An 11,954-nucleotide genomic window follows, 5' to 3' on the forward strand; every position below is an offset into this window, starting at 1 on the left:
AGCTCGCGCAGATAGAGCATCGAGCTGAAGCCGGTGCCGAAGTCGTCGAGCGCCAGCCCAATGCCACTGCGCGCGAGCCGCTCAAGCGCGGTCTTGACGCCCGGGGTCATGCGCAGCAGCATCGATTCGGTGATCTCGACTGTCAGCATCTCTGGTGGCACATCCAGCGTATGCAGATCCTGGATCAGATGATGGGCAAAGTTCTGCGCCTCGAGGTCGCTGGCGGAGATATTCACCGCCAAAACGACGTCCTCCTCGCCGCGCTCCAGGCAGGCCTTCAGCAGCCGGAGGGTCTGGCGCACAACCACTCCCGTCACCGCGCGAATCAAGCCGTTGCGCTCGGCGGCGGGGATGAAGTCCCCCGGCATGATCAGCTCGCCGTTTTGGCCGCGCCAGCGGGACAGCACCTCGAAGCGTTGGCCGGTCTGGGTGCTGCAGATGGGGTATTGCGGCTGCAGCATCAGCTCGATCGCCAACGCGGGCGAGCGCCCGAGAACGGCGCGATCGATCGCGAGCCGTGCTAGCGCTTCGGTCTGCAGGCTGCTGTCGAACAGCCGGGCGCAGTTGCGACCGGCTTCCTTGGCCCGGTACAGGGCCAGATCGGCCTGTTTGAGCAGCTCGCTGGGGTCAGCGTGTTTGTCACCGATGGTGAGACCTAAAGAGCCGGTGATGGAGAAGTTGTTGTCGTCGACATCGATCCGCTGACGCAGTTGCTCGATCAACCGATTGGCTTGGCGCAAGGCATCGCCGGCATCGGATTGCGGCAGCAGGAGCGCAAACTCATCGCCCCCGAGCCGCGCCACCAGCGCCGGTGGCGGCAGGCTGTCGAGAAGGCGTTGCGCCACCGCGCACAGCAGCAGGTCGCCTTGATCGTGTCCCAGGGTGTCGTTGATGATCTTGAAATGATCGATATCGAGCAGGGCGACGCCGAACAGACGCCCATCGCTCCAGCAGCGCTCGATCTGCTGCAACAGGGCGTCGCGAAAATAGGCCCGATTGGGCAGTCCGGTGAGGCTGTCGTGGAGGGCGCGATGGCGCATCTCCTCGCGCGAGCGTTGCAGCGCGTCGCGTTGGCTGGCGAGCGATTGCGCGAGCCGCTCAAAATGCGCCACGTGGGCGACGATCACCTGCTGGAGTAAGGTCTTCAGTGCCTTGGCGGTGGCCAGTTCGGTGGCGGACCAGGCGAGCGCATGATGGGTGCGTTCCTCGCGCCAGGTCTGGAAGGTCCGGTTGGGCCAGCCGAGCGGCCGTGCTCGTGCCTCGTCGAGGAACGGCAGCGAGCCGGGCTCGGCGCCCCAATCGACGCTATAGCTGAGGCGTTTGCGGCCAAACAGCAGGCAGTGCTCACGCTGCTCGTCGAGGTAGATCACCAGCACCCCGGCGAGCTGCTCCGGATAGGCTGCGGCCGGCTCGAACTCGGCGGACAGGCAGTCGGTGCTCCAGGTTGCGCCTGGCCGGCTGCGCAAGAAGGCCAGCAGGGCCTGAATCTGGTCCGCGCTGAGATGACAGTCCTGGCCGATGAACAGCGGGCGGCCATGATGATAGATCTGCACCATGTCGGCGCCAAGCAGTCTGCAGAGCATGCCGGCCTTGCCGACCAGGTTGTCCGGGAACGGCTGCTCGATGTTGATCTCGCCGACGATGGCGTTGACCTTGGCGATGCCTTGCTCACGGGCGCGGTTGTGGCTGCGCTCCTCGATCAGCGACAGCCGCCCGGAGAGACAGCCAGCAAGCTCGATCAGGCGCTTGCGCACATGCGGCGTGACGGGATGCGGTGCGCGGTTGTGGAAGATGATCAGCCCCCACAGGCGCTGATCGTCCATCAGGGATAGCGACATCGAGCCGTTGACCCCAAAGCGCTTGAGGTAATTGCGATGGATCGGTGATTGGGCGCGCAGTTGCGCGATGCCGATATCAATGCTGTTGGGCGCCAGGGAACGGCTCAGCAACGCCACCTCGGCATGATCGCGACTCGGCGCGTAGCGCAGCGGGGTCTGGGCGTAGAGCGTGCGCGCTTGGCGCGGGATGTCCGTGGCCGGATAGCGCAGGCCGAGGATCGAGGGCCAGGTCCCCGGCGCGATGCTCTCGGCAATCACCACGCCATCCTGGTTGGGTTCGAAGCGATAGGCGACCACGCGCTCGAATCCGGTCAGATAGCGCAGTGAGTCGACCGCGAGCTGGCAGGCGGGCGTCGCCTCCTCGCTGTTGCGCAGCAGGCGCTGGAAGGCGGCCAAGTCAAAACCGCGCATCCGTTCATCCATGGCCATCTCGCCATCGGGTTCCAACTCGAGCAGGAGGCGCCCATGCCAATCGTGCAGGCGCGCGTCCAGCGGCAGCTCAACGCCGGACCAGCGCAGCCGGAACTGAGAGGGCGTCAACAGTCGCGCGGACTCGGCCGCGCTGTCATCGCGGCCCAGGGCGGCGATGATGCCGGCGGCATCCTCGGCCAGGAACTGCTGCAGCGGCTGGTCGAGCAGGGCGTCTGGCTCCATGCCCAAGTACATCGCGGTGTTGGCGCTGCAGGCCTCGATGCGCAGGCTGGCCGGATCGAGCACCAGCAGCACACCGAACGGCTGCAAGGTCGCGCAGGTGGCGATCGGCTCGCGATCGCACAGGGAAAAATCGAACGAGGCCGCCGACAGCTGGACCGGCTGCTCGCCCTCCTGATCGGTGAGCAGCCGTTCGGCGGCATGGGCATCGTGGCTGCGCAGCTTGTGCAGGGGTTCGACGATGATCCAGAACTCCCCTGGGCGCTCCGAGGCGCGCATGGTGATCTGCACCTGCACCGGCTGCATCTCGAAATCGAACACGAACTCGAAGCTGGTGCAGAGGTCGCCGCTCAGCACGCCGCGCCGGAAGCGCCCGTAGAACTCCGGCACCACGGTGCAGGGCGCGACATCGGTGAAGAAATTGCGCCCGAGCACGGCCGGTGGATCGCGTTGGGTGATGGCGCTCTGGGTGCGGCTGTAGAACAGGATGACGCCAGTCTCATCGACCCGGATGGTGCCGCAGGGCAGCGCCTCCAACTCGTCCTTGGTCAGGCTGTCGAGCTGCTTGGGGTCATACACATCGATGGCGTGGTCGAGACTCATGGGCTGAGTATATCGGCATCTTCAGCGGGCTGTATCCGAATCCCTTGAGCCCGGCGCGGGCTCCGACCAGCGATCCGCCCGACCGATCACGGCCGCCGAGCTTGACTGCGTATACTCGGGCGGCCCCACCGATCACCGGAACCCTTTAGGCACAGCGATGACAACAGATCACCTTCAGCCAGGACCGGCGGACCGAGCGGAGCCGTCCGACTCGTCAGATCCATGCCGTCGGGGAGACGCGCACGCGGACATTCCGGTGGTCGGGATCGGCGCTTCGGCCGGCGGCTTGGCGGCGTTCAAGGCGCTGTTGCAGGCGCTGCCGTCGGAGACTGGCATGGCCTTTGTACTGATCCAACATCTCGATCCGACCCATTCCTCGCTCCTGGTCGAGCTGCTCGTCAAAGACTGTCCGCTGCCGATCCAACTGGCCAAGGATGGTTTGTCGTTGGCGCCGAATCAGGTCTATGCGATCGCCCCCGGGCAGCGGCTGAGCCTGCTGCACAATCAGCTGGTGGTGCTGCCCGAGGGCGGCGAGCAGGGGCGCGCCTACAACCTGGTCGATCTGTTCTTCAGCAGCTTGGCCAGCGATCGCGGCAGCAAGGCGATCGGCGTGGTGCTGTCGGGGACCGCTTCGGATGGCAGCCTTGGCTGTCGCGCCATCAAGGAGGCCGGCGGCATCACCTTTGCCCAGGATCGCGATAGCGCCGAATACGATGCCATGCCGGCGAATGCGGTGGCCGCCGGTTATGTGGATTTCGTGTTGCCGCCCGCCGAGATCGCGCGCGAACTCGGCCGCTTGGCGCAGCATCCGCTGTTGCGCCCGGAGCTGACCACGCATGCCCCGGAGGACTGGGTCGCCGCCAGCCCGGCCGAGCTGAACAAGATCTTCATCCTGCTGCGCGCGCGCAGCGGTCATGACTTTTCCGCCTACAAGGAGACCACCATCCGGCGCCGGCTCGCGCGGCGCATCCTGCTGCACAAGCTCGACAGCAGCGCCCGCTATATCCAACTGTTGCAGCATGATGCGAAGGAGATCGATGCGCTCTTCCATGACATCCTGATCAATGTCACTGGCTTCTTTCGCGATGTCGAGAGCTTTGTGGCGCTGGAGCAGATCGCCTTTCCCGCGTTGCTGGGCGGGCGTTCGTCGGATCGACCGCTACGCATCTGGGTGCCCGGCTGCTCCACCGGGCAGGAGGTCTATTCGATCGCCATCGCGCTTGATGAGTACCTGGAAGCGGAGACGAGCATGCCGAGCATCCAGCTCTTCGGCAGCGATGTCGACGACGAGGCGATCGAGACGGCACGCGCCGGCATCTATCCGCCGAGCATCGCCGGCGAGGTCTCGCCAGCGCGGCTCAAGCGCTATTTTCAGCGCGTCGCCAAGGGCTACCAGGTCTCGAAGCCGATTCGAGAACGCTGCATCTTCGCGCTGCAAGACGTCACCCGCGATCCGCCGTTCTCGCGCATCGATCTGCTCAGTTGTCGCAACCTGCTCATCTACCTGCAGCCGCGGCTGCAGCAGAAGGTCTTGCAGCTGTTCCACTACGCCCTGCAGCCACAGGGCTTCTTGCTGCTCGGCGCCTCCGAGAGCGTTGGCAGCCAGGTGGCCTTGTTCGCCCTGCACGACAAGCAAGCCAAGCTCTATCGGAAGAAATCGGTGGCCACCGAGCCGATGAATGCGTGGCTGTCGCGCAGCAAAGGTCCGCCGGAGGAGCCGGCCAGGACCGACCCGCCGGGACCGGAGACTCGGGTCTACGATCTCAATCGGGAGACCGAGCAGCGTCTGTTAGAGCACTATGTGCCGGTCGGCGTGGTGATCGACCCCGGCCAGTGGATTCTGCGGTTTCTCGGTCGCACCTGGCCCTACATCGAGCCGAGCGCCGGCACGGCGACGCTCAATCTTTATAAGCTGGCGCATCCGGATCTGGTGGTTGAGCTGCGTGCCGCGATCCATGCCGCGACCAAAGCCGGGGGCGAGCAACGCAAGGAGAATGTGCGCCTGCGGGTGCAGGGCCGGGAGCAGCGGGTCGATATCCAAGTGCTTGCGCTCGGCGGCGCCGTGCGCAGTGAAAACAATCTGATCGTCCTGTTCGAGCCCCGGGCTGTCAGCGCCGCCGCCGAGGAGCGCATTGCCGCAGCGCTGGCGGCGGGCCAACGCGCGCCGGGCGAGCGGATGGATCGCGTCGACAAGGTCACCGGCGCCGATGCCGCGACCATGCGCGAGTTGCTGCGCTACCAAGCCGAATTGGAGCGCGAGCTGAACAGCACGCGGGTCTCGATGCAGTCGATCATCGAGGCGCAAGAGGGCACCAACGAGGCGCTTAGCGCCGCCAACGAGGAGGTGCAGTCCGCCAACGAAGAGCTGCAGAGCGCGAACGAGGAGCTGGAAACGGCGAAGGAAGAGCTGCAGTCGACCAATGAGGAGCTGGCCACGGTCAACGACGAGTTGGAAAACCGTAATCGCGAGCTGGCGCAGACCAACAACGATCTGGTCAATCTGCTCTCCAGCGTCGAGCTGCCGATCCTGATCTTGAACGCCGATCTCAGCATCCGCCAGTTCACTGAGCCGGCCGAGGCCCTGCTCAATCTGATCCCGGCGGACGTTGGTCGGCGCCTCAGCCACATCAAGTCGGAGGTCGTGATCCCCGATCTGGAACGGCTGGTGCACGAGGTCATCGACCATAAGCGCCCGCACCTGCTCGAGATCGAGGATGGGGATGGACAGCTCTACGCGGTGCGCATCCGTCCGTACAAGACCATCGACCATCGCATCGAGGGCGCCATCCTGGTTTTCATCCCGCGTTTGCTTGCCGCAGCTGCTTTGCCCACACTGGAGCAGCGCAGGGCGCCCAAACCCTGAGACGCCCGGCCGCGGCGCTCAATGCGGCGGAACAGCGTGAAAATAAAAACCGCTTGCTGCTCGAGCGGTGCCTATACTCAAACGATAAATCTCATTTTAGGACTCGGAACAGCGATGAGCGGACACCACCAGCCTAGCCGGTCGGAGCTGATCCGTCTCTTGGCTGAGGCAGAGGCGGCGCTGAACAGCGATGACAGTGATGCAACGCAGCAACTGCTGCACGATCTTCAGCTCCATCAGATCGAACTCGAGATCCAGAACCGAGACCTCCGCCAGGCACAGGCCGAACTCGAGGACAGCCACCATCGCTACGCGGAACTCTATGATTTTGCCCCGGTTGGCTATCTGACGCTCGATCACAACGGCCTCATTCGCTCATTGAATCTGACCGCTGCCAAGCTGTTGGGACGCGAGCGCAGCAGTCTCCTCGATCACCCGCTGAGCAGTTTTCTGGTGAACGGCAATAGCGCGCTGTTGTTCGCTCACTTGCGCGCCGTGTTCGCGGAGCTGGAGGAGACCTCCATCACCACCGAGATCAAGCTCCAGTCCACGGCGGCAGGGCCATCGCGCAGGCTGCGTTTCGACAGCCGCGCGCACCGCAGCGCCGATGGGGAGTCTCGCTGCCTGACCACCTTGATTGACATCACCGAGATGCGCCAGGCCGAGGACGAGCGCGACGAGGTCCGGCAGCGGCTCAACCTGGCCGTCGAAGGCGGCGATATCGGCACCTACAGCGCCGCGCTGCCAGCAGGCCGGGTGCATGGCGATGAACGCTTTTACGACATGCTCGGCTACCGGCCGGGCGACCTGAAGCTCAACTGGTCCGACTGGCTGGCGATGGTGCACCCGGATGACCGTGAACGGGTCGTGGCCCGGCTGCGGCCAGTGCTCGAGGCGGAACTGGATCGCTTCGAGTCCGAGTATCGGGTGCGTCATCGGGTCGGTCATTGGGTCTGGATACTGGATCGCGCCCGCGTCTTTGCCCGTGATCCAGCGCTCGGCGGGCTGGAGCTGGCCGGCACCCATTTCGAGGTCACGCGCCGGCGCGAGGCCGAGCTCAAGCTAGCCCATCTGGCCGATCATGATGAGTTGACCGGCTTGCTGAATCGGCGCGGGATGTGGCGGGCGATCGAGCGCATCCGCAGCCAGGCGACCCGTGCCGACATGCCCTATTGCCTGGCGATCCTGGATCTGGATCACTTCAAGCTGGTCAATGATGCCTACGGTCACGCCGCCGGTGATGAGGTGTTGCGGGTCGTCGCCGGACGGTTGCACAGGGGGTTGCGCCAGGGCGACTGGATCGGCCGCTGGGGTGGCGAGGAGATGATCGCGCTGATCCCGGATACCACCGTGGCGCAAGCGGTGCAGAGCATTGAGCGCATGCGTGTGAGCGTGAGCGCGGAGCCGATCATGACCGATTCCGGTGAGATCCAGGTCACCCTGAGCGCCGGACTCGCCTGCTCGCGTGCGGCCAATGATGACCCGAGCGAGATGATCGCCCGCGCCGATGCGGCGCTCTATCGGGCCAAGGATGCCGGCCGCAACCGGGTGGTGTTTGATGGCAACGAGGCCGGCCAACGGGCGATCTCGATTGCCGTGCAGTTGCAGGATGCATTACGTCTCACCGCGATTCGGCCAGCCTTTCAGCCCATCGTCGCGCTCAGCGATCAGCAGCTGGTTGGCGAGGAGGCGCTGGCGCGGATCATCGATCCCGAGCACGGCAACCTGGCCGCCGGCGCCTTCCTCAGCGTTGCCCAGCAGCTCGGACTGATGCACAAGATCGACGCCCTGTTGCTGGATACCGTGATCGAGCGGCTGCAGACCGCAGCGCCGGCGCTTGATCCGGCGCTGCTGTCCTTCGTCAATCTGTCCGGTGATCTGTTGCTGCATCCGCAGGAGATCAGCCGGCTGGCGGATGCCTTGAGTCGTCTGTCGGCCTTGCTCGGGCGCGCGCCGCCAGTGGTGCTGACGATCGCCGAGGAACAGGTCGCGACCAGTACCGCGCAGGTGGCCAAGGCGCTGGCGCCCTTGCTTGAGCTGGGTTGTCAGCTCGCGCTCGGGCGCTGCGGCGGCGAGGCGGGTGGTTTTCGGTTCCTCGCCGCCCTGCCGATCAAGTTCGTCGAGCTGGACGCCGGTCTGGTGCGGCAGGCACGCGAGTCAGCGCGTGCCCGCACGGTCCTCAGCAGCCTCCAGCATGCGGCCCAAGACATGGGCCTGATCACGCTGGTGAAGCGCATCGAGTCCGAGGAGACCCGTGAGCAATTGCTGGAGCTGGGGGTCGATTGGGGACAGGGGTATCTGCTTGGGCGACCCGCAGAACCGATGCTGGATTAGGACAGCGTCCGTTCTGGAAGCAGGCGCTCGAACTCGCGCCGCACCACCTCGTAGCATTCGCAGACCCGGGCCTCCAACCCTGGCCGGTCCAGGATCTCGATGTGTCCGCGGCTGTAGCGGATCAGGCCGGCGCTCTGCAAACGCCCGGCGGCCTCGGTGACGCCCTCGCGCCGCACGCCGAGCATGTTGGCGATCAGCTCCTGGGTCATGTCCAACTTGTTCGACGGCAGGCGGTCCAGGCTGAGCAGCAGCCAGCGGCAGAGCTGTTGGTCGATCGTATGGTGGCGATTGCAGACGGCGGTTTGCGCCATCTGCGTCAGTAATGCCATGGTGTAGCGCAGGAGCAGCGGCTGCAAGCTGCCTTGGCGGCGGCCGCCAAAGCGGGCGAATTCGCGCTTCAGCAGCGGTCCTTTCAGTCGGTAGGCCAGGCCCGCACTCTGCACCACGGCCCGGTTCGGCATGGTTTCTCCGCCCATGAAGAGGGCGATGCCGACGATGCCCTCGTTGCCGACCACGGCGATCTCGGCCGAGGCGCCGTTCTCCATCACATACAGCAGTGAGACGATGGCGGTGGTCGGAAAATACACATGGCTCAAGCCCTCGCCAGACTCGTAGATGACCTGGCCGAGCGCGAGCGAGATCGGCTCAAGGTTGCTCAGCATTTGCTCGTACTCTGCCTTGGGCAGGGCGTCGAGCAGGTGATTTTGGTGGGGCGATGCGGGCGAGGGCGCGGTGGTCATAAGCAACAGAACGGATGAGCGTGGTTAGAGGCGGGGCGACGTGGCGTGCCGACCCCACCGCGGCTGATCTGGGTCGATCTGTACCATAGCGTACAAACAGCGAGCTGGGGCCGTTTTTATGGAACCGCCCTGTGGTCCATGAACTGCTCGTCGATCGCCGCCATTGCCTCATAACAGTCGCAGGCGGCGGCCAATAGGCCGGCGCGGTCGAGGATGGTGACATCGCCGCGGCGGTAGTCGATGAGCCGCGATCCTTGCAGCAGCATCGCGGCCCGGGTGACGCCGGCGCGGCGCACGCCGAGCATGGCGGCCAGCACCTCGTGGGTGACATGGAAGCGGTTCGAGTGCGCGCGATCCTGCGACATCAACAGCCAGCGGGCGAGGCGTGCCTCAATGACATGAAATCGGGTGCAAGCCACCATCCGCTCCGCCTGACTCATCAACACGGCCAGATAGCGCTCGAGCGTCCGCTGCAGGGCATCGCTCTGGTGCAGCGCCTCGCCGAAGGCCTCGGCGCTCATGCGCCATGCTGGCCCCGCACCCTGTACCAGGGTGTGAAGCCGTGTCAGACCGACGCCTAGGACCAAGGGCGCCCCGATCATGCCTTCACGACCGATCAGCCAAACCTCCAAGCCAGGGTGGTCGGCGAGCCGGGTCACGAGGGACACAACAGCGTTCGTCGGGAAATAGACCGCGTGGATTCGCTCGCCGGGCTCGCTGAGCACCTCGCCACGATGCAGCTCGATGCACTCGCAGTTCGACAGTATCCGTCCTTGGTCATGGTCGGGCAGTGCCGCTAAGAGCCGATTATCCAGCTGGCGAGGTGTCTTCACAGTGTCCATGTGCATGCGCCTTCTCCGGGTTGTTTGGTGATGGGCCGATCAGCCGTGGTGCACAGCAATACGCTTGCTGCGCCCCGCGTTCAGTACGCTAGCGAACAGACGCTTGTGATGGTCCGCGCTATGGTGATGCTTACCCAATGCGAGTCGTTTCACAGGAGAAGCATCATGCCTTTGATTACATTAATTGTCACACTCGTCGTCGTTGGATTGATCCTCTGGCTCATCAACAACTATCTACCAATGGACGGAAAGATCAAAAAGATCCTAAATGTGGTCGTCGTGATCATCGTGATCCTTTGGCTGCTATCGGTCTTTGGGCTCATCGCTCCGCTGTCGTCGATACGGATCGGCTAGTTGAGTGGAACAGGAGAACACAATGAATGCTGACATCATCTCGAAAAAGGAGGCCCTGACGAAAAGAGTCGCCAAGGTTGCCACCTACTACCACCCAAGAACCTGGAAGGAGAAGGGTATCTGGTGGACCGCTGGGCTCTTCCTGATCACCTATCTCATTGTCGTCACTATCCTGGGTATCTATTGGTCGCGATCGCCAGGGGTGTATGACGTGCGCGAACAAGCGCTGTCTCTGGCAACTGAGGATAAGGGCAAACTGGTGACGGGTTTGGCCACCACGGCCACGGCCATTCGCATCGGCGAGACCTTGCTCGATAAGCCCGGCGGCTATCTCACCAACGATGCCACCCCACCTGGCATGTTTCTGGATAACATTCCCAATTGGGAATTCGGTGCCTTGACCGCCTGGCGTGATTTGACCAACGCCCTGCGCAACGACTTTAGCCGCTCCCAGTCTCAGTCGGTCGAGAACAAGGATCTGGAGATCGCGCAACCGCAATCGAACTACCAATCGAACTCCTGGATTCTGCCCTCGAGTGAATCGGAGTACCGCACAGGCATCGACGCGCTCTATCGCTATCACGATGGACTCTCTGATAGCGGGGTTGTAGAGGCCCAGTTCTATGCCCGTGCCGACAATCTCGCCAACTACTTGGAGGTGGTCTCAAAGCGCCTCGGCAGTCTCGCGCAGCGTCTCTCCTTCGCGGTTGGTCAGGATCATCTCGATGACCCCATGGTCGGCGAGCCCAAGGCCAGTCAGTCGACACCGGCGTCCACTCAGCAGGAAACCAAAACGCCTTGGATGAAGATTGACGATATCTTCTTCGAGGCGCGCGGGTATAGCTGGGCACTACTGCATATCCTGGAGGCGATGGCGATCGACTTTGCCCCAGTGTTGGATGATAAGGGCGCCGCTGTCTCGATGAAGCAGATCACGCGCGAATTGAAGAATACGCAGAACACCATCTGGAGTCCACTCATCCTCAATGGCACTGGCTATGGGCCAATGGGTAATCATTCGCTGGTCAGTGCTTCCTACGTCTCGCGGGTCAGTGCCGCGATCACCGATCTGCGGAATCTGTTACAGGATGGCTGAACCCGGGAAGTCGCTGGGTGCTCGACGGGTGACTGACTGGCTTTGCCACCAGAAGAGGTTGATCACTGGGCATGGCCGAGCACTGAGTAACGATCGTCGCGGAGAACTTGTTCCCGCTTATGTGTCATGCCGCACCGACTGTATCCAGTTTCACGCGTAGTCTGTCATTTGAGCGATGGGGAATAGCACCCCACGCGGGTCCACAATCCACTGAACGTATCGGAGAGTCTCGTGAACAAAAAGCAAGTCAAAGGCCATTACGAAGAAGCGAAAGGCGCGGTGAAGGAAGCGACCGGCAAGATGACCGGCAACGAGGAGTTGGAGCTGAAGGGCAAGATCCAAAAGGAAGCTGGCAAGGTCCAAGCGGGTGTTGGGGACGTTGAGCAAGAGGTCAAGGACAACCTCTAGCGGAGGTTGCTGATCTGAACACCCGTCTTTTTATCGTCAACACAGAGAAATAACCATGAAAGAGAGAAGCCGTTCTCTAGTCAGCCCCGTGCGTGGCTCGGCGCCAAGCGCATTGCAGCGTCTTTTCGTGTTGATCCTGCTGTCTGCTGTGTTCGGAATCGCAGGCTGTGAGCAACAGGGACCGGCCGAAGAAGCCGGGCAAAAGATCGATCAAACCGCTGAAGA

Annotated in this window: 8 protein-coding genes; 5 read left to right on the forward strand and 3 right to left on the reverse strand. The window is 63.4% G+C overall.

Features of this window, described 5'->3' with window-relative positions; all coding sequences use genetic code 11:
* Positions 1-3,092, reverse strand: a 3,092-nt coding sequence (locus tag VBE63_RS20425) for a diguanylate cyclase domain-containing protein (RefSeq protein WP_323684865.1), incomplete at its 3' end; no start/stop codon positions are given.
* 256 nt (positions 3,093-3,348) lie between these two features.
* Between VBE63_RS20425 and VBE63_RS20430 the strand changes: the two genes are divergently transcribed.
* Positions 3,349-5,955 (forward strand): chemotaxis protein CheB, encoded by a 2,607-nt coding sequence (locus VBE63_RS20430; RefSeq protein ID WP_323684866.1) that lies wholly within the window; start codon positions 3,349-3,351, stop codon positions 5,953-5,955.
* Positions 5,956-6,069: 114 nt separating this feature from the next.
* On the forward strand, positions 6,070-8,289 hold the full coding sequence (locus VBE63_RS20435; RefSeq protein WP_323684867.1) for a diguanylate cyclase: 2,220 nt from the start codon (positions 6,070-6,072) through the stop codon (positions 8,287-8,289).
* On the opposite strand, the gene VBE63_RS20440 is transcribed toward VBE63_RS20435, so the two are convergent.
* On the reverse strand, positions 8,286-9,029 hold the full coding sequence (locus tag VBE63_RS20440) for a Crp/Fnr family transcriptional regulator (protein ID WP_323684868.1): 744 nt from the start codon (positions 9,027-9,029) through the stop codon (positions 8,286-8,288). The genes VBE63_RS20435 and VBE63_RS20440 overlap by 4 nt on opposite strands.
* A gap of 116 nt (positions 9,030-9,145) precedes the next feature.
* A complete protein-coding gene (locus tag VBE63_RS20445) occupies positions 9,146-9,877 on the reverse strand; it encodes a Crp/Fnr family transcriptional regulator (RefSeq protein WP_323684869.1) in 732 nt (243 codons plus the stop codon).
* Between the two features lie 159 nt (positions 9,878-10,036).
* Between VBE63_RS20445 and VBE63_RS20450 the strand changes: the two genes are divergently transcribed.
* From VBE63_RS20450 to VBE63_RS20460, 3 genes are all read left to right on the forward strand, one after another.
* A complete protein-coding gene (locus VBE63_RS20450) occupies positions 10,037-10,225 on the forward strand; it encodes a Thivi_2564 family membrane protein (protein ID WP_323684870.1) in 189 nt (62 codons plus the stop codon).
* A gap of 22 nt (positions 10,226-10,247) precedes the next feature.
* Positions 10,248-11,321 carry a DUF2333 family protein gene (locus tag VBE63_RS20455; protein ID WP_323684871.1) on the forward strand — a complete coding sequence of 358 codons (1,074 nt, stop codon included), beginning with the start codon at positions 10,248-10,250 and terminating at the stop codon, positions 11,319-11,321.
* Positions 11,322-11,552: 231 nt separating this feature from the next.
* A complete protein-coding gene (locus tag VBE63_RS20460) occupies positions 11,553-11,729 on the forward strand; it encodes a CsbD family protein (protein WP_323684872.1) in 177 nt (58 codons plus the stop codon).
* The last annotated feature ends 225 nt before the right edge of the window (positions 11,730-11,954 follow it).

Source organism: Lamprobacter sp. (assembly GCF_034860625.1).
Taxonomy (GTDB): domain Bacteria; phylum Pseudomonadota; class Gammaproteobacteria; order Chromatiales; family Chromatiaceae; genus Lamprobacter.

Bases quoted from the DNA above. Each gene is read 5' to 3' on its own strand.
- VBE63_RS20435 (WP_323684867.1), top strand. From the start codon at position 6,070: ATGAGCGGACACCACCAGCCTAGCCGGTCGGAGCTGATCCGTCTCTTG.
- VBE63_RS20440 (WP_323684868.1), bottom strand. From the start codon at position 9,029: ATGACCACCGCGCCCTCGCCCGCATCGCCCCACCAAAATCACCTGCTC.
- VBE63_RS20445 (WP_323684869.1), bottom strand. From the start codon at position 9,877: ATGCACATGGACACTGTGAAGACACCTCGCCAGCTGGATAATCGGCTC.
- VBE63_RS20450 (WP_323684870.1), top strand. From the start codon at position 10,037: ATGCCTTTGATTACATTAATTGTCACACTCGTCGTCGTTGGATTGATC.
- VBE63_RS20455 (WP_323684871.1), top strand. From the start codon at position 10,248: ATGAATGCTGACATCATCTCGAAAAAGGAGGCCCTGACGAAAAGAGTC.